The sequence below is a fragment of the Vibrio rumoiensis genome, assembly GCF_002218045.2.
Classification (GTDB): domain Bacteria; phylum Pseudomonadota; class Gammaproteobacteria; order Enterobacterales; family Vibrionaceae; genus Vibrio; species Vibrio rumoiensis.
This window is the reverse complement of the sequence record NZ_AP018686.1, coordinates 939,882-957,973: the sequence shown is the minus strand read 5'-3', so window position 1 is coordinate 957,973 and position 18,092 is coordinate 939,882. Positions and strand designations below refer to the sequence as shown.

The window sequence follows — 18,092 nt, the reverse complement described above, 5'->3', positions numbered from 1 at the left end:
GAAGTGAATCCGATTAACAATTAATTGCCTGCCGCGAGTGCAGCTTCAATCACATCAGAACCAATATCATCTTCGAATTTAGCCCAAACTGGCTTCATCGCTTTTACCCACTCTGCGCGTTCTTCTGGGGTTAATTGGATGATTTCAGAAGTACCAGAATCGATAATAGATTGTTTCGCCGTTTGGTTTAAAGCACCAGCTTCTGAGTTCACATGCTCCGTCACTTCATCCAAAATATCAGACAGCTGCGCGCGAATATCATCCGGTAAACCATTCCAGAACTTGGTGTTAGTGATCAACATGTAATCCAGTACGCCGTGGTTAGATTCGGTGATGTACTTTTGTACTTCGTTGAATTTTTGTGAGTAGATGTTCGACCAAGGGTTTTCTGCCCCGTTGACCACGCCGGTTTGTAGGCCTTGGTATACTTCAGCGAAGCTCATTTTTCTTGGGTTCGCACGAACCGCTTTAAATTGCTCATCTAATACATCGGAAGCTTGTACACGGAATTTCAGACCACGAGCGTCGCGCGGTACATGAAGAGGTTTATTCGCAGAAAGTTGTTTCATTCCGTTGTGCCAGTAACCTAAGCCTGTAATGTTGTGGTTTTCCATCGATTTTAATAACGATTTTCCAGTTTCACTTTGTTGGAATTTATCGACCGCATTAATATCTTTGAATAGGAAAGGAAGATCGAAAACTTGTAATTTCTTGGTGTATTGGCCGAATTTCGCTAAAGAAGGCGCGATAAATTGCACATCGCCAAGTAGCAAGGCTTCCATTTCTTTACCATCACCATAAAGCGATGAGTTGGAATACACTTGTACTTCGACTTTGCCTTTTAAACGTTCTTCGACCAATTTTTTAAACAGTAATGCGCCTTGTCCTTTTGGTGTGCTGTCGGCCACCACGTGAGAAAACTTGATCACAATTGGATCGGCCGCGTTAGCAGAAAAAGCGAACATCATGGATGTCGTGACAATAGAAGCCGCACAAAGGAGTGTCCGGCCAGTAGTTGAAGCTTTTCGTATAAAGGAAAACATAAATAACCCTCTTCCATTTGGAGTAATTCTGTTGATGTACTTTTTGGTGTTATTGCTTTAGGTGACATTTTTAATTGATAACGTTATCTGTTAAAGCCTAACTCTATATTTCAATTGTGCTTATTCGACCTTTGGCTAACGTGTGGAAATTTATGTATGAAGTGAGGGAGCGCTCACGTTCAATGTCGAATGAGGGGCTCGGTTTGGTGTATTTATCTTTAACGCGATACCGATAAATCAGTACTTTTACCTTTCTTTACATGCTTTACCCTTTGATGTTTCTGAAAGAATCGGTATAACTTTGTTATGACTTTTCTAAATTCGCTCTCCCTATGAAAATTAAAAAAAGATGGATGCTTATTGTTGCGGTTCCGGTTATCGGCATTGCGAGTTGGTTTTATTTTGGCCAGTCGGAGCCAGCGCCAGCCTACGCCACGGAAACGGTGCAGCGCGCTAATATTGAAAATACCGTATTAGCCAATGGTATGTTGCAAGCAGCCAAGTTGGTGAATGTCGGTGCGCAGGTTTCAGGGCAAATCCAAAAACTGGCGGTATCACTAGGTGATGAGGTGAAGCAAGGGGATTTGATTGCCCAGATTGATAGCTTAACTCAGCAAAATAACCTTAAAGAATCGCAAGCCTCACTTGATAGTTTAAATGCGCAATACCGAGCTAAGCAGGCGCAAATCAAACAAGCAAAATATGAATACCAACGCCAGAAGGGCATGCTGGCAGCCGAAGCCAGTTCTCGCGCCGATTACGAAAGTGCAGAAGCGACGCTCGCGATCTACCAAGCGGATTTAGCCCAATTAAAAGCGGAAATTGAAAAAGCCAAAATCAATGTCGACAGCGCACAAGTGGATCTAGGCTACACCACGATTAGTGCTCCGATGGACGGCACGGTGGTGTACACCGCAGTAGAAAGTGGCCAAACGGTCAACGCCAATCAAACCACGCCAACTATTATTGAGCTTGCTCAGCTTGATACCATGACAGTGAAAGCACAAATCTCCGAAGCGGATGTGATTCATGTTCAACCAGGTCAAACCGCTTATTTCAGCATTTTGGGTCAGCCAAATAAAAAATACCAAGGCACATTACGCGCCATCGAACCCGGCCCAACCATTATGACTGGCGATGATAGCCAGCTTGCGGTCACTGACACCGATGCGATTTATTACAACGCGTTATTTGATGTAAAAAACCCACAAGGCACACTGCGAATTGGCATGACGGCGCAAGTGTCGATCATCTTAAATCAATCGAAAGATGCGTTACTTGTACCGGCGCAAGTATTGCAACCATCTAAAGGGGAAGGGCAATTTGAAGTCCCTGTTTTGCAAGGGCAAGACGTGGTGTATAAAAACGTAACCGTAGGGATCAATAATAAAGTACATGCGGAAATTCTCTCTGGTTTAGATGAAGGCGACCAAGTGATTGTTGGCATGCCTTCCGATGATACCTTTTCAAGTAAACGTGGCCGGATGAGACTGTAATATTATGGGCCAGCCTTTACTGAAAATTGAAAACCTTACTCGTTGTTTTGCCAGTGGTGATGAGTCATTAACCGTATTAAATAACGTCAGCCTTGAGATCCAGCAAGGTGAAATGGTGGCGATTGTTGGCGCGTCGGGTTCTGGTAAGTCGACCTTGATGAATATCTTAGGTTGCCTTGATCAGCCTAGCTCCGGTCAATATTGGATTAACGGACAAGATACTTCTACGCTTGATAGCGATCAATTAGCGGAACTGCGCCGAGAATATTTTGGTTTTATCTTCCAGCGTTACCATTTGCTCAGCGATTTAACCGCAGTTGGTAATGTGGAAGTGCCGGCGGTGTATGCCGGAGTGCCTCATTCACAACGCAGCGAACGTGCCCAGCAGTTATTGGGCCGTTTAGGGTTGGGCGAGCGTTTAACTCATAAACCAAACCAGTTAAGTGGCGGTCAGCAACAGCGTGTTAGTGTCGCTCGCGCCTTAATGAACGGCGGTGATGTGATTTTGGCTGATGAGCCAACGGGGGCCTTAGATAGTCAAAGCGGCCAAGAAATGATGGCGTTGTTGAAAGAGCTGCATCAAATGGGGCATACCATTATTTTGGTGACTCATGATATGGATGTGGCGCATTTTGCGGATCGTATTATCGAAATCAAAGATGGTGAGATCATTGCTGATACGCGATCTGATGAGTTCAGTCCCTCCTCGCAAGTGACTCCTGCTACTCCAAAGAAATTGCATCCTCAAGGCCATTCTGCTTCACATTGGTGGCATTGGGACAGTTTTATTGATGCATTGAAAATGGCTTTACTGGCGATGTCGAGCCATCGAATGCGTACCTTTTTAACCATGTTGGGTATCATTATTGGCATTGCGTCAGTGGTTTCAGTCGTGGCGCTGGGCAATGGTACGCAAAAGCAAATCTTAGCCAATATCGCTTCCATGGGCACCAACACCATTGATATTCGACCGGGTACAGGGTTTGGTGATAGACGCTCTGGGCGAGTGCGTACTTTGACCGCTGAAGATGCCAAAGCGATTAAAAACTTATCTTATGTCGATAGCGTGACACCATCACTCAGTAATAGCTTAACCGTTCGTTATGACAATGAAGCGGTCAGCGCGTCGGTAGAAGGGGTTGGGCCGGATTATTTTCGCGTTAAAGGGTATGAGATTGCGCAAGGGCAGTTTTGGCAGCAAGACAGTGTCGATGCGTTAGCGCAAGATGCGGTGATTGATGACAATACCAGACAAGCGTTATTTCCGGATAAAAATCCGATTGGGCAGGTGATCTTCCTAGGTCGATTGCCAGTGCGGATTGTCGGTGTGACCGCTCCGAAAGAAAGTGCGTTTGGTAATAACGACAGTTTGAATGTGTGGGTGCCTTATACCACGATGTCTGGCCGAATGATGGGACAACGTTATCTCAATAGCATCACGGTACGGATTGATGAAAATGCCCCGAGCAGTGCCGCTGAGCAAGGCATTATTAGCTTGTTAAAAATGCGTCATGGTACGGAAGATTTCTTCACCATTAATACCGATACTATTCGTCAAAATATTGAAAAGACCACCGCGATGATGACCTTATTGATTTCTTCGATTGCGGTTATTTCATTGGTGGTAGGTGGCATTGGCGTGATGAACATTATGTTGGTGTCAGTGACCGAACGTACCAAAGAAATTGGCGTTCGAATGGCGGTAGGCGCAAGGCAAATTGATATTTTGCGTCAGTTCTTAATTGAAGCGGTATTAGTGTGTTTGTGCGGAGGCATTGCCGGTATTGGCTTAGCGTTTGGATTGGGCGCATTACTCAGTTCATTCAATGGCAGTTTCCAAATGATTTATTCTGTAGCGTCGATTATTTGGGCATTCGTATGTTCAACTTTGATTGGTATTGTGTTCGGTTTCTTACCAGCTAGAAACGCTGCCAAGCTTGATCCTGTCGAAGCATTAGCGCGAGATTAATGATGATGAATAAAACAATAATTAGCCTAGTGTTAAGCTCCGTTGTGTTAACTGGTTGTGGCACATTAACCCGAACGGACTATCAAGCGCCGCCAGTGCAAATACCAGAAGGCTGGCAACAAAAGCATCTTTCTCAAGCGGTAAAAGTGGACCCATGGTGGTATGCGTTTAATGATCAAACCCTGAATCAATTTATTGATAAAGCGTTGATCACTAACAACGATTTAGCTCTTGCGACGTTCACTTTGAAAAAGGCTCGGCTACAAATGGGCCTGGCTGATGATGATTTGTATCCGCAGTTAAGTTCAACTACTTCTGCTGGTGTGTCTAAACCCTTAGATGGTGGCGATTCAACCGACAGTTACCGCACCAACTTATCGGTCAGTTATGAATTGGATTTGTGGGGAAAAATTTCAGCTGATACCGATCAAGCTAAATGGGCGGCAATGGCGAGTCTTGAAGATAGAGAAAGCACCGCGCAAAGTTTAGTGGCGACTACCGCGTCGCTTTACTGGCAAATTGGCTATTTAAAGCAGCGCATCGCACTAAGTGAAAGTGATGTGGCAGATGCGCAAAAAACCTTAGACTTGATCACTCGTCAATATCAATTGGGCGCAGTGACTAAGCTGGATGTATTGGAAGCGAAACGCAGCCTCGCCAGCTTGCAAGCGCAGCAGAGCCAATTTAATCAACAGCTGGTGGAAGCGAATAATGCGTTTGCGATTTTATTTAATCAGCCGCCGCTCGATATGACACAAAACGTTAAGCAATTACCTGATATTACCTTGCCGCAAGTATCATCGGGTGTTCCTGCCGATTTATTGATCCGCAGGCCAGATGTTAAAGCGGCGATTTACGACATTAAATCGAGTCTCGCCAGTAAAGATTCGGCAGATTTAGAGTACTTGCCAACACTGACGCTAACTGGCGCATTAGGTGGCTCATCGGAAGAATTAAAAAACTTATTATCCAATCCGATTGGTAGCTTAGGTGCTGATTTAACTCTGCCATTTTTACAGTGGAATGATATGCAAAATAATCAGGCAATCGCGGATGTTGAATATCAATCGGCGGTAGTCAATTATCGTCAAGTGTTGTATTCGGCGTTTCAAGATGTCGAAAATGCGTTATCGGCCAGAGAGCAGTTGCAATATCAACATGATCGCCTGCAAGAGCAATATGATGCTGCTGAGCAAGCAGAGAAGATTTATATTTCTCGCTATAAATACGGTTCGATCACCATCATGGATTTACTGGATTCACAAGAAAACACGCGAAACGCCAAAGCGTCATTATTAGAAAATCGCTATAACCAGTTTGTCGCCCAAGTGGCGCTGTATCAAGCATTAGGCGGTCAAGATATTGCGCCGGATGTCGATGCGTATCAAGAGGATGATTCGGATATCTAATGAATAAAGAATTATCACAATAGCCAAATTCGAAATGCAATAAAGAGGGATGTATGAAAATAGGATTTATTGGCTACGGCAAAAGTACTAACCGTTATCACATGCCGTTTGTAGAAGATTCTGGACAGTATGAAATCGTGGGGTTTTATACTCGAGGTTCAAAATCGTTTGATATGCCTTACCAAACGAACACCGATCTGACACGCTTTCCGGATGTTGAACAATTACTCAATAGTGATGCTGAAGTGATTAGCGTTACCACGCCTCCGGAATACCACTATGAATATACCAAAAAAAGTATCTTGGCCGGCAAGCATGTGATTGTTGAAAAGCCATTTTGCAATACTTTAGCGGAAGTGGAAGATTTGTATCGGCTTGCTGAGGCGCACAATGTGAAAATTACGCCGTATCAAAACCGCCGCTATGACAGTGATTTTCTGACTATTAAGAACATATTACAGCGTCAAGATATTGGTAAGGTGATGGAGATTGAGTCGAACCACACTCATTACCGACCAGATGGCGCGGATAACCGAGGCAACCAATACGATGGCAGTGTGTTGGGCCATGCCGTGCATTTTATCGATCAGATTGTCAGTTTATATGGGGAACCAGACAGCCTTATTTATGATGTGTGTAACCAGAAGAATTTCTACATTGGTGAAGGCTTAATGCATTCAGATACCGTGCCGGAAGACTATTATGATATTAAGCTGATTTATGGAAATTTGCGCATTCGTGTTCGTCATTCTCAATTAATTGTTAAGCATCCACCTCGCTGGATTATCAACGCCACCGAAGCCACAGTTGAAAAGTATGAGATTGACCAACAAGAACGCGACTTAAAGCAAGGTATCTTTTTAGATTCCCCGACATTTGGTCATGATACGGCAGAAGGTTTATGTAAGATTTACTATAAAGATCGAGTAGAAGAAGTGCCGGCAGAGTACCTACATTACACTCAATTTTATAATGACTTTAAAAACTGGGTGGAAGGTCAAAGACCCAACCCTCCGGTTGAGAAAAGTGAAGCATTAACCGTGATTCATATTTTAGAAACCATCGCGAATAAAGCAGAATATGTGCCTTTAAAACTGCAAAAGTAATGTTTATTCGATGATAAAAAACCGCCAATACTTAATGTATTGGCGGTTTTTTGTTAAGTGAAAAAGGAAGTTATTTTGCTTGCTTATAACGGTCAAAGATAACCGCTGCAAGTAAGATGCTGCCACGTACGACGTACTGAGCAAATGGTGAAATGTTTAACAGGTTCATAGCATTTTCAACGGTACCTAAGATCAATACCCCAGCGATAACATAAGAAATTTTACCAATACCGCCTTTTAGTGAAACACCACCAAGAACACAAGCCGAGATCACCGTTAACTCAAAACCAACGGAAGTCATTGGCTGACCACTGGTCATACGCGCCGCTAAGATAACCCCAGCTAGTGCACTGATTAAACCAGATACGGTGAAGATGATCAGTTTGGTTTTAGTGACGTTGACACCGGCTAAACGAGCAGCTTCTTCATTACCACCAATCGCTAATGTGTTACGGCCATAAACGGTTTTGTTGAGTAAGAAGCTAAATACCGCAAAGGTAGCGATGGTTAGCCATACTGGAACAGGCAGGCCTAAAAATGAAGCATTACCTAGGCTAAAGAAGCTTTCTTCTGTGATACCAACGGCTTTACCATCAGAGATGATGTAGCCAAGACCACGGGCTATCTGCATGGTCGCGAGGGTGGTGATCAATGCGTTTACTTTTAGTTTCGCAATGATAAAACCATTGAATAAACCAAAAGCCACGCCTGAAAGTAAGCCAGCACCAATACCGAGTGTGACACTTTCCGTTGCATTGATCGCGACCGCAGTCACTACGCCAGAACAAGCGACAATCGAGGCGACGGAAAGATCTAAATCACCACAAGCTAAGCAAAATAGCATGGCACAAGCGATCATACCGCTCATCGATATTGCAAGTCCTAGACCGCGCATGTTGATCATGGAAGCAAAGTTTGGCACTAGAACAGCGCAAAGAATGAATAGACCGGCGAATACGGTCAGCATGCCAAATCGATCCCAGAAATGATTGATTTTAAAGCGTGATTTTTTCTTTGTTTCGTTGGTCGTTGTTGCTGGGTTCATCGTTGTCATGGTTTATCCCTCATGAACTAATCGTGATTCTGTAGGCTCGTCATTTTTGCCTTGAGGCGTATCTTGTTCGAGCATGGCAAGGTTTAAAGCGGCTTCTTCATTGAAGTCGGAACGAGTCAGTTCGCCATTAATCTTTCCATCTTTCATTACTATTAATCGGTCGGCTACGCCAAGCACTTCTGGTAAGTCACTTGAGATCATCAAGATCGTGACGCCAGATTCGGCTAACGTGAAGATAAGATCGTAGATCTCAGATTTTGCACCTACGTCGATTCCGCGAGTTGGCTCATCCAGAATTAGCACTTTCATATGAGTTGAAAGCCAGCGGCCGAGGATGATTTTTTGCTGGTTTCCACCCGATAAATTGCCAATTTTTTGCTCTAAGTTTGGTGTCTTAACCTTTAAGTTTTTGACTTTTTCATCGGCGTTTTTATGCTCCCATTTTTCGTCGATTAAGCTGCCAAATTGCAAGTTATTACGACGGGCGGTCACATTCATGTTTTCCTGAACCGATAAAATCGGCAGGATCCCGCTGAGTTTTCTATCTTCGGGGCAATAAGTAATACCGGCTTTGATGGCATCAATCGGGGAGTTTACTTTGACAGGGTAGGTATCAACGGCAATATCACCTTGCTGTCTAGGTTCTGCGCCAAATAATAAGCGAGTCAGCTCGGTTCGACCTGAACCGACAAGGCCAAATAAGCCTAAGATCTCGCCTCGGCGAATTGAAAATGAAATAGGTTCGGAAACACCAGGCCCGAGAATATTTTTAACGGCCAAGCCTTCTATACCCATTTCACGTTCGCGATAGTTATAAATATCTTTTAACTCTCGTCCAACCATCAGGCTGACAAGACGGTCATTGGTGAGTTTGCTGAGATCGTAGAAAGTCTCAACATGGGTGCCATCTTTAAAAATGGTTAGGGCGTCGGAGATTCGAAATATTTCTTCCATGCGATGTGAAACATAAAAGATGACCTTACCTTGATCGCGTAATTCTTCTATGACTTTGAATAAGTTACCAATTTCACGTTGAGATAGGCTACTGGTTGGTTCATCAAAAGCGATGATTTTTGCATCACGGCTGAGTGCCTTAGCAATTTCAACCATTTGCCATTGACCAATAGAAAGATTTTTCACTGAATCGGAAGGGTCGATATTTTCACCTAAACGTTCCAGTTGTACTTTTGCCATTTGATTGAGTTTGGCATAGTCAACTCGACCACCCTTGGTTGGCAATTGACCTAAGAAAATATTTTCCGCCACACTTAATTCTGGGATTAAGTTAAGCTCTTGATAAATAATGGCGATGCCGTGATTTAATGAGTCAGTTTCGTTCGTGAATTTTACCTTTTCACCATTGATGATAAGTTCACCTTTGGTTGGCTGGTTTATGCCACTGAGGACTTTTAATAGCGTGGATTTTCCTGCGCCATTTTCGCCCATAAGCGCGTGTACGCTACCTTCTTTAACACCAAAGCTCATTCCATCAAGTGCTTTAACACCCGGAAAATATTGACAGATGTTGTCAAATTCGACGAAATACGATTGGGATGAATTGTTTTGTTGAGACGACATAATGACCTCGCTTAGCAAGGCTTAGCCCCATTGGGACAGGACTAAGCCTTGAGCACATTGGTTGTTTTTGTGCATTGCCTTTAGATAATTACTTTGACGGTTAATGCACTTTGACGTGGTTAACCGAAGTAATTAACTCACTCGATTACAGACCTTTTTTCTTCAATTCTTCTTTGAAGTTATCGCGAGTGATTAATACGGCGTCAGTGACCTCAACAAATTTTTGTGGTTCTACGTCTTTTGCGACCCATTCGTACAGCATTTCAGTTGACTTGAAGCCGTGGACATCTGGGCTAGGAAGTAGTGAGCCGTAGAAGCCAGTTGGTTTGCTTTTTGCGAGCTCGTTAACTGCATCAACACCATTGATACCAATACCGATCACGTTATCAGCGGTAAAGCCTTGGCCTTCAGTTGCACGTACACCACCTAATACGGTGTTGTCGTTCATGCCAACCACTAACCAGTTTTTCACATCTGGGTACTGAACTAATAGTGAGTTTGCGGCATCAAGTGCGCCTGGAATATCATTGCTTTTGGTTGGAACGGTGTAGATTTGAGCTTCAGGGAAACCGTCAGCTTTTAATGCGTCCATTGCGCCATGTACACGACGTCGTGCGGTATCTAGCTCATCCGCTGTGATGGCCATAACCGCTGTGTTTGCAACATTCCAGCCACGTTTTTGCATTTCTTTATAAAGCTCATTACCTTGGCGTTGACCAATTTGCGATGCCGCCATCATGACTAGAGGTACATCCGTCATTGGTTGGCCTTTGGCGTTTAAGAATTGGTCATCAACGGTAACGACTTTCAGGCCGTAACTTTTGGCCTTAGCCATGATCGCAGAGCCAAGTTTTGGATCGGGTGTGCAAATTACGAAACCTTTTGCGCCACTTGCCGCCAGTGTATCAATGGCATTTAGTGTCTTTTCTCCATCTGGCACCGCCATTTTGATTAATTCGAAGTTGTATTCTTTCGCTGCTTTATCTGCAAAGGCCCATTCCGTTTGGAACCAAGGTTCTTCAGGTTGTTTCACTAAGTAGCCAAGCTTCAATGTGTCATCATCGTCACTTCCCCAGAAAGCATTCGCATTGACACTAAGTAGAGCGGCGCTCGCAAATAAGCAGGTGGAGAGTAGTTTTTTTAGTTTCATGTTAATTCCCTTGCATGATTATTTTTTTATGTAGGTACAGCACGGAGAATCATAGGGTTTATGGATATGTTATGAAGTGAGGCAAGTCACGTAGAAAATTTGTAGCAAAATAGTCCATGCATTTAGCAAATAGACACACGGTGAAATATTGGAAGGATATGTTGGAAGGATATGAATGAACAATAGCGCTAATCGGTGGGGTGAGAAAAACATAAATCAGGCAAAAAGTTGCTGAATAGTAGGCAACTTTTTGCCTGGTTATTTCATTTTTAAATTTTTAATACATTGAATTATATGTGTTTTTTGTTTGGCATAAAAGTTGCTAGGTAGGGTGGGTGTGAAGGATGACCTTCATCATTTAACTCAATCTCATAAGGACAATACAATGCCAACTCCATGTTACTTATCTATCAAAGGCGCGACTCAAGGCAACATCACTGCAGGCGCATGTACTGCGGATTCTATCGGTGACTCTTACGTTGAAGGCCATGAAGACCAAATGCTGGTTCAACATGTTGACCACACCGTCACCATTCCAACTGACCCGCAATCAGGCCAACCTTCAGGTCAACGTGTTCACAAACCATTCAAATTCACCGTAGCGCTGAATAAAGCGGTACCACTGATGTACAACTCACTGACTTCTGGTGAAAAACTGGATGAAGTTGAATTGAAATGGTACCGCACTTCAATTGAAGGTAAGCAAGAAAACTTCTTCACTACGAAATTAGAAGGCGCGACCATCATTGATATCCAATGTGAAATGCCACATTGCCAAGACCCATCAATGAAAGACTTTACACAAAACATCACGGTAGCGATGTCTTACCGCAAAATCACTTGGGACCACAACAATGCCGGTACCTCAGGTGGTGATGACTGGCGTAAACCTATCGAAGCGTAATTGTTTGGATAATCGAGCTTGGCGGATTTCTGCCAAGCTTTTTCTGGTTATTTTAGTCTCAATATTTACCTGTTTGCTTTGGGTGTGATTGGACTGCTCACTCGCGTAAAAAGCAAACAGGTAAAGCGTTAAATAATAAAAGGATAGGGCATGGCAGCGCTACAATTTACTATTCACGTCGATGGTATCAGTGACGAATCTTTAGTAGTAACAAGCTATCAAGGGCAAGATAACTTTTCATCGGTGCAACAAGCCGATGGCTCGTGGTGCCACGGCTTTCACTATCGCCTTCAACTTGCCAGCCGCCGCCCAGATATTACTGCATTGGATGTGGTGGATAAAAACGCCGAACTTGTTATGCATCGCGATGGCGAAGTGGTGCAACGCATCAATGGGATTGTGCGCGCTTTTTCGGTTGGTGAAACCGGCCATCACCATACCTTTTATTCCTTGACTCTAGTCCCTGAAATCGAACGTTTATCACTGCGTCATAACAGCCGTATTTTCCAATCCATTTCGGCCCCCGACATCATTGCCACCTTGTTGAAAGAAATGGACATTCAAGATTTTGCTTTTGCTTTAACCCGCACGCCTAAGCTGCGTGAGTTTTGCATGCAATATCGTGAAACTGACCTTGAGTTTATTAATCGTCTCGCCGCCGAAGAAGGCATGGTCTATCACATTGAGCAATCAAAAGGCAAACACACCGTATTGTTTACCGATGATAGTCAATTGATTAGCTCACTCGATGCGCCCATTCCTTACAACGCAATGGCGAGTGGCATTAGCTCAACGCCGTACATCAACACTTTCACCAAAACCACCCAGTTTGAAGTCAGTGAAGCGCACAGCGGTGACAGCAGCTTCAAAAAGCCGCAGTACACTTTTGCCCAGCAAGCGGTGGGCAGTGACATGGATTATCAACGTGATACTTATCAGCACTTTGATTTCCCAGGGCGCTTTAAAGAGGATGCGACAGGCAAAGCGTTCAATCAACTACGTTTAGACAGTTTGCGTCGCGAAGCTCACACCGCCAAAGGCACCAGTAATGAGCCACAGCTACAAACGGGCGCGAAGTTTGATATGCAAGAGCATAGCGACGATAGCTTTAATCAATCATGGCTAATTATTGCCAGCACGCATCAAGGTGACCAACCGCAAGCGCTCGAAGAGTCCGCAGGCAGTAAACCTACGACTTACGCCAACCAATTTGAAGCCATCCCAGCCGATAAAACTTGGCGCATGCCGCAGATGACCAAACCACAAGTCGACGGCCCGATGACCGCTTATGTGGTTGGCCCAGACGGTGAAGAAATCTTCTGTGATGAATATGGCCGTGTCAGGCTGCATTTTCCGTGGGATAGATATTCTAATGGCGATGAACACAGCTCTTGCTGGGTACAAGTCTCTCAAGGTTGGGCGGGCAGTCAATATGGCATGATTGCTATTCCGCGCATTGGTCATGAAGTGATTGTCTCATTTTTAAATGGCGACCCAGACCAGCCTATCGTCACCGGACGTGCTTTTAACGCGCAAAATATACCGCCATACACCTTGCCAGATAACAAAACCAAAACGGTGTGGCGCAGTGAAACTCATCAAGGTGAAGGCTTTAATGAAATCAGCTTTGAAGATCAGGCAGATCGCGAGCAAGTGTATCTACACGCCCAAAAAGATTTTAAAGCGGAAGTGCAAAACGATGCGATTACCGACATCAACCACGACCAGCATTTAACGGTTGAAAATGACCAATTCACCCAAATCAAAAACAACCACAATTTAACGGTTGAAGGTGAAAGCGCGATCCAAGTGAAAGGGAATTCATCACAAGAGGTGAGTGGCTCTATACAGCAAAAAATAGGTTCAACTCACGTGATGGAAGCAGGTAAAGAAATCAGCTTAACCAGTGGGGGCAAACTGGTGGTTGAAGCTGGCTCGGAAGTGACCTTTAAAGTCGGAGGCAGTTTTGTTAAAGTTGATGCTGCCGGTGTTCACCTCGTCGGGCCGGGAGTCAATCTAAACTCAGGTGGTAGTGCCGGCTCCGCATCAACATACAGCGCTTCCGCACCAATGTTACCGAAAGGAGTAGAACCGGTTGCTCCACGACAAGCGCCGCCACCAGTTTCACTGCAATCGTTAAAAACAGCTGAACTGGCTAATGTCACTGCTGTTAAACCGTGTCCGTTGGAAGGTAATAACTAATGCTAGCCTCTTGGTTTTTTAAGCAAAAGCAGGCCTATTGGTTAGCCAGTGCCGATGTGCATCAACAGGCGATCAAAGAGAATCATCAGTTAGGATTTAATGATGTCATCCCTTTGTTCCACGGTGAACAATTTAAAGAGGTGATGCCATTTTCACCTTGGCTGATTCCGGCACAAGAGTCGTTGAATCATGTGGCTCAAGAGACCTTTGATAACGGAATCGTGTTCGTTAGCGATAGCGATATTTGGGATGTTATCAAGCATTTAAGAAGCATGCTTTATGCCGCTCTCGATGGTGAAGAGGTCCTGTTTCGATTTTATGATCCTAATGTTTTAGCGCCGATGTTTGCAACATTCACTCAAGATGAAATCAACGCTTTTTTAGGTAATGGTCAACACATTGCCATTATGCAAGAACAAGAGTTGAAAATTTATCGCAATCATAGCCAACTACCGTTTCAACTGATTAAAGCAACATGGTGGAAAATAAAGCCGCATCATTTAGAGCCTTTATATAAGGTTGAGGCCCATGCGAGAGCGATTGAACGTCGTTTATGGGAACGAATGCCTGAACAGATAAATCAATTTGAATCTCCTTCTTTAACATTGCAAAAAATATTGCAACAGGCCATTGATAATGGAGCGTCAGTCGATAAAGCAGAGCAAGCGGTGCTCGTGGCATTTGCTCAGCAAACGGGTGTGGATTATTGGGAACTCTCTCAAGCTCTTTTTCTTGATGACAATGATGTGCAATTACTAAAAGAAATAGAAAAGGAAATGGCGTTATGGGAATGCTAGAAGTTAACTCACATTGTGTTGCTTGTGAAAAAAGGACACATTGGGCAGAGCTCTATATTGTTGATGAACACAATCAGCCTTTCAATAATGTTTCCGGCCATTTGATTGACTCTGAAGGAACTCAACACCCGATTACTTTAAATGGTTCGAGCGTTTTTATCACCGGTTTAAGTGCTGGCCGTTTTAATATCGAGCTTGAGGCAGATACTTGGCTACGGGAATCTCAACAGCGTACTCCGTTTGTTATGAAGGCAAGCGATAGCACGTCTTACACTGTGCAAAGTGGGGATTCGTTGTCAAAAATCGCCTCTCAATATGGTATGACTTTAGATGCCTTGTTAACACTAAATCCGCAATACCAATCCAACCCAGATCTTATCGTTGTGGGCGATGAAATTATCTTAAATAGCAATGCAGAAACGGACCCTATTCAAGATTGGTTAGCAAACAATCCGGTGGGATATCAGCAGAAACCAAGAAAATTAATTAATGTTACCAGCGGGGATTTTCTGACGGCAGAACAAGCCCAAGATTTGTCGGATCGTCATCAAGCGAAAAAAGCTGATACAGAAAGCTTAATAGTTGATCAAAGTTATTTATTAAGAGTGCATGGCTTTAATTATATTACACTGCGTTTTGGTTTGTTTTTTGATGGCACAGCTAACAATACTTACAGCGCACAATGGGGTAAGCAACAACTGGAAGGTTATTATTCAAAATGGCAGCAATTACTTAATTCAGAAGGTAATAAGCCAGTAAAAGAATGGCAATCAAGTAGCTATAGTTACCCCAATCAAGAAGACTTTTATTGGTTTTGGCAAGATGATCAAAAAGTCGAAAGTAGCGCCGCCAATGAATTGACCAATATTCAAAAACTGTATGAGCGGTATATGCGTGATGAGTTTAATTCAGATAAAACAGTATTTTATCATCCGGAATACATCACAGGCATTGGTACAGGTAACAGCACCGAGATAGCCAAAGCGGATGAATCGCTAAAAGGTCAAGCCTTAGGGCTAGGCGAATACGGTGTGGAAGCGAAGGTAACAACAAGTATTCAAAACTTAAGCGAACATTTTGATTCAATTGCTACTTCAATGAGGAATCTAATATCTATTCCTATGGATGGCATCGGTAAGGTTGAATTGGATGTGTTTGGTTTTAGCCGAGGAGCCGCCGCTGCTCGTCATTTTATTAATGTGACACTTGATGGAGAACAAGGCGAATTTGTGCCTCAATTTGTTGCCGCTTGTCAGCAAAATGAGTTAGCGTTACAAGCGGGCTTTGATTGGGCAAGCAATGAGCATTGCGAGGTCACCTTTGCGGGGCTGTTTGATACGGTAGCAGCGATCGCCGATTTCAGTGAATTAGACTTTACCCCACACAATCAAGACAACGGTAATATCCGTTTATGGCTCGACCCGAAGCGAGTGCGCCACGCTGTGCATTTAACCGCCTCTCCAAAAACCGAATACCGCTATAATTTTAGTTCGAATAAGCTTAATTCCGCCGATAATTTTCATGAAATTATAGTGTATGGCGCCCATTCCGATGTGGGTGGCGGTTATTACTCGCAATACGCGTTTGATCAAAAGGAATATTTATTACCTTTGATTGAACGTAAACGTATCAAGCGCATTACACGAACTCATGATTGGTCTGAAAATGACAGAGCAAAACAGAGGATTGAGCAAGCGTTGCAACAAGTGCTGGGGCAAGAAGTCAAACAAGGCTGGAATGCAGACGACTATATCATCTCGGTTAAAACAACTAGGTCTCGAGTCGGCAAAGGTAATCGGTATCAGACCACAGGAGAATTGGTTTTGCAAAGGTTAGTGCAAGGTGATTTATCTCGTCTGTACTTACGGGTTATGTATGGATTGGCAGAATCAATGCAAGTGCCACTGAGTGAGGTCTCACTTAAAAATAATAAAGTAGTATGGAATAACGAAAAAGAAAGTAGCTTTATTGTTCCTGAGTTAATTAGTGGTAATGATAGTTCGCCAGCAATGACTTTTGGAAAATTGTGTGATGCCGTATTGCAAATGAGCAAAAAAGGCAACATTGCAGAGCTAACGACTTACTTGTCTTCGAGCAAGTTTTTAGATGCTTTTATGCGATATAACCTGATTCATCACTCATCAGATGACGGTATTGCCAATCACCCTAATATTAATTCGCAAGGAGCGTTTGATCGTGAACAATATGATCCGACAGTGTAAACGAGCATTACTGTTATTAACCTTAGTCTCATTGCCTTGTGTCGCATTCACTAAGGTGCCAGAAGTTCCCCAAGATAAGCCTAAATGGCGTATTGGTGTAACCGCGCCCAGCTTTTATCCCATTTATGTCAGTAAAGCGTATGGCGTGAATGAGGAAGAAGATTGGACAAGCCTCTTGTTTAATCATACAGCCGTTTTGCGTAGGATATCTTTAGCTAATATCCAAGGATTGCTCTCTGATTACGATGGTTTTGGTATTGCCTTAAACCCAATAGCAATTGACTTTCCATATCAAATAGGGGGAACTAATCATTTGCCGGATTCAATCTATGTGTATTGGACCTCGATGCACGACTTAAAGTTTTATGTCACCAAGTTTGATTTATCAAACAAGGTCAAAGCTTTGATGATGAAAAAAAAATCTTATCGATATGCAGGAAGTGATATTCCTTGCTATATCAATGATTTTTCATTAGGGATGTTACCTAATGGTCATGTTAAAGTGTGGTTATCTGGATGTTTAGAATATATCTACGTAGGAGAGCTTGCCCCGTTTAAAATCATGCAGCAAGATTACAATGGTTTTAAAGCGAGTGATTTAGCAAGTAGCCAACAAGTGGCTGTCCGAGCTCAAAAACAAGCGGAAACGCTAGGCCATAAAGTATTTCCTATCCCTTGGGACAAAGTTAATAAAACCTATTGGCGAAAAGACATTACTCACGTTTATTCACTTGATGATTATAACGATCAAGGTGATTTGATTAACCCTAAACCTGAGCCAGTTATCCCAAAACCTAAACCCATCACCAATCGTTGTTGGAAAGATAAACAACCAGAGCGCACTTCGCGAGTGAAGTGGGATCGAGCATCACCCCAATATGAATTGCAACGCATTTTATGGAACTACGCTCCTGAACTATTAAAACAAGTCATACAAGCCGGTAATGATGAAGATGCCGCCATTATAGAAGCGTGGCAAGAAGCGAAGCAGAAAGGCTTAAATGATGATCTTTCACAAATCTGGGTGATCAGTCGCTTGGTGGGATTAACCAATTATTCCGTTGAAACGGTAAGTAAGGAATTAAAAATTAAGCCCGAAGGTATTCGTACATTGAAGCAAAACTTGACTGAAATGTGCCAATAAAAAACAGAAATAAGGAAA

13 protein-coding genes are annotated in these 18,092 nt (G+C 43.3%); 9 read left to right on the top strand and 4 right to left on the bottom strand.

Annotated elements, in window-relative coordinates:
• Nucleotides 1–20 precede the first annotated feature (20 nt).
• Nucleotides 21–1,043 (bottom strand): TRAP transporter substrate-binding protein, encoded by a 1,023-nt coding sequence (locus tag VRUMOI_RS16700; protein ID WP_394608627.1) that lies wholly within the window; start codon nt 1,041–1,043, stop codon nt 21–23.
• Nucleotides 1,044–1,375: 332 nt separating this feature from the next.
• Between VRUMOI_RS16700 and VRUMOI_RS16695 the strand changes: the two genes are divergently transcribed.
• From VRUMOI_RS16695 to VRUMOI_RS16680, 4 genes are read left to right on the top strand one after another with little or no spacing between them, the layout of a single operon-like run.
• Complete coding sequence (locus tag VRUMOI_RS16695) at nt 1,376–2,539, top strand: efflux RND transporter periplasmic adaptor subunit (protein ID WP_089137767.1); 1,164 nt, start codon at nt 1,376–1,378, stop codon at nt 2,537–2,539.
• A gap of 4 nt (nt 2,540–2,543) precedes the next feature.
• A complete protein-coding gene (locus tag VRUMOI_RS16690) occupies nt 2,544–4,508 on the top strand; it encodes a MacB family efflux pump subunit (protein ID WP_089137766.1) in 1,965 nt (654 codons plus the stop codon).
• A 5-nt stretch (nt 4,509–4,513) separates the two neighbouring features.
• Nucleotides 4,514–5,917 (top strand): efflux transporter outer membrane subunit, encoded by a 1,404-nt coding sequence (locus VRUMOI_RS16685; protein WP_197712964.1) that lies wholly within the window; start codon nt 4,514–4,516, stop codon nt 5,915–5,917.
• 53 nt (nt 5,918–5,970) lie between these two features.
• Entirely contained in the window at nt 5,971–7,023 is a 1,053-nt protein-coding gene (locus VRUMOI_RS16680; RefSeq protein ID WP_089137764.1) for a Gfo/Idh/MocA family oxidoreductase, read from the top strand.
• 70 nt (nt 7,024–7,093) lie between these two features.
• Here the strand turns inward: VRUMOI_RS16680 and araH are convergent, their stop codons facing one another.
• The 3 genes from araH to VRUMOI_RS16665 all read right to left on the bottom strand — a co-directional run bounded on the left by araH (nt 7,094) and on the right by VRUMOI_RS16665 (nt 10,805).
• Nucleotides 7,094–8,068, bottom strand: a complete 975-nt coding sequence (araH, locus tag VRUMOI_RS16675; RefSeq protein ID WP_089137852.1) for an L-arabinose ABC transporter permease AraH — start codon at nt 8,066–8,068, stop codon at nt 7,094–7,096.
• Nucleotides 8,069–8,080: 12 nt separating this feature from the next.
• On the bottom strand, nt 8,081–9,655 hold the full coding sequence (gene araG / locus VRUMOI_RS16670; RefSeq protein ID WP_089137763.1) for an L-arabinose ABC transporter ATP-binding protein AraG: 1,575 nt from the start codon (nt 9,653–9,655) through the stop codon (nt 8,081–8,083).
• Between the two features lie 145 nt (nt 9,656–9,800).
• Nucleotides 9,801–10,805, bottom strand: coding sequence for an arabinose ABC transporter substrate-binding protein (locus VRUMOI_RS16665; RefSeq protein ID WP_089137762.1), 1,005 nt, complete (start codon nt 10,803–10,805; stop codon nt 9,801–9,803).
• A gap of 385 nt (nt 10,806–11,190) precedes the next feature.
• Here VRUMOI_RS16665 and VRUMOI_RS16660 point away from each other — a divergent pair, with 385 nt between their 5' ends.
• The 5 genes from VRUMOI_RS16660 to VRUMOI_RS16640 all read left to right on the top strand — a co-directional run bounded on the left by VRUMOI_RS16660 (nt 11,191) and on the right by VRUMOI_RS16640 (nt 18,074).
• Nucleotides 11,191–11,709: an Hcp family type VI secretion system effector gene (locus tag VRUMOI_RS16660; protein WP_089137761.1), complete on the top strand. Its 519-nt coding sequence runs from the start codon at nt 11,191–11,193 to the stop codon at nt 11,707–11,709.
• Between the two features lie 150 nt (nt 11,710–11,859).
• Nucleotides 11,860–13,911, top strand: coding sequence for a type VI secretion system Vgr family protein (locus tag VRUMOI_RS16655; RefSeq protein ID WP_089137760.1), 2,052 nt, complete (start codon nt 11,860–11,862; stop codon nt 13,909–13,911).
• A complete protein-coding gene (locus VRUMOI_RS16650; RefSeq protein WP_089137759.1) occupies nt 13,911–14,708 on the top strand; it encodes a DUF4123 domain-containing protein in 798 nt (265 codons plus the stop codon). The genes VRUMOI_RS16655 and VRUMOI_RS16650 overlap by 1 nt, the downstream gene beginning before the upstream one ends.
• A complete protein-coding gene (locus tag VRUMOI_RS16645) occupies nt 14,696–16,930 on the top strand; it encodes a phospholipase effector Tle1 domain-containing protein (protein ID WP_089137758.1) in 2,235 nt (744 codons plus the stop codon). The genes VRUMOI_RS16650 and VRUMOI_RS16645 overlap by 13 nt, the downstream gene beginning before the upstream one ends.
• Nucleotides 16,914–18,074: a DUF2931 family protein gene (locus tag VRUMOI_RS16640; protein WP_231897565.1), complete on the top strand. Its 1,161-nt coding sequence runs from the start codon at nt 16,914–16,916 to the stop codon at nt 18,072–18,074. The genes VRUMOI_RS16645 and VRUMOI_RS16640 overlap by 17 nt, the downstream gene beginning before the upstream one ends.
• Nucleotides 18,075–18,092: the final 18 nt, after the last annotated feature.

Excerpts from the sequence above, each read along its gene's own strand:
- VRUMOI_RS16645 (WP_089137758.1), top strand. The coding sequence starts at position 14,696 with ATGGGAATGCTAGAAGTTAACTCACATTGTGTTGCTTGTGAAAAAAGG.
- VRUMOI_RS16680 (WP_089137764.1), top strand. The coding sequence starts at position 5,971 with ATGAAAATAGGATTTATTGGCTACGGCAAAAGTACTAACCGTTATCAC.
- VRUMOI_RS16690 (WP_089137766.1), top strand. The coding sequence starts at position 2,544 with ATGGGCCAGCCTTTACTGAAAATTGAAAACCTTACTCGTTGTTTTGCC.
- araG (WP_089137763.1), bottom strand. The coding sequence starts at position 9,655 with ATGTCGTCTCAACAAAACAATTCATCCCAATCGTATTTCGTCGAATTT.
- VRUMOI_RS16650 (WP_089137759.1), top strand. The coding sequence starts at position 13,911 with ATGCTAGCCTCTTGGTTTTTTAAGCAAAAGCAGGCCTATTGGTTAGCC.
- VRUMOI_RS16665 (WP_089137762.1), bottom strand. The coding sequence starts at position 10,805 with ATGAAACTAAAAAAACTACTCTCCACCTGCTTATTTGCGAGCGCCGCT.
- VRUMOI_RS16695 (WP_089137767.1), top strand. The coding sequence starts at position 1,376 with ATGAAAATTAAAAAAAGATGGATGCTTATTGTTGCGGTTCCGGTTATC.
- araH (WP_089137852.1), bottom strand. The coding sequence starts at position 8,068 with ATGAACCCAGCAACAACGACCAACGAAACAAAGAAAAAATCACGCTTT.
- VRUMOI_RS16640 (WP_231897565.1), top strand. The coding sequence starts at position 16,914 with ATGATCCGACAGTGTAAACGAGCATTACTGTTATTAACCTTAGTCTCA.
- VRUMOI_RS16700 (WP_394608627.1), bottom strand. The coding sequence starts at position 1,043 with ATGTTTTCCTTTATACGAAAAGCTTCAACTACTGGCCGGACACTCCTT.
- VRUMOI_RS16685 (WP_197712964.1), top strand. The coding sequence starts at position 4,514 with ATGAATAAAACAATAATTAGCCTAGTGTTAAGCTCCGTTGTGTTAACT.
- VRUMOI_RS16660 (WP_089137761.1), top strand. The coding sequence starts at position 11,191 with ATGCCAACTCCATGTTACTTATCTATCAAAGGCGCGACTCAAGGCAAC.
- VRUMOI_RS16655 (WP_089137760.1), top strand. The coding sequence starts at position 11,860 with ATGGCAGCGCTACAATTTACTATTCACGTCGATGGTATCAGTGACGAA.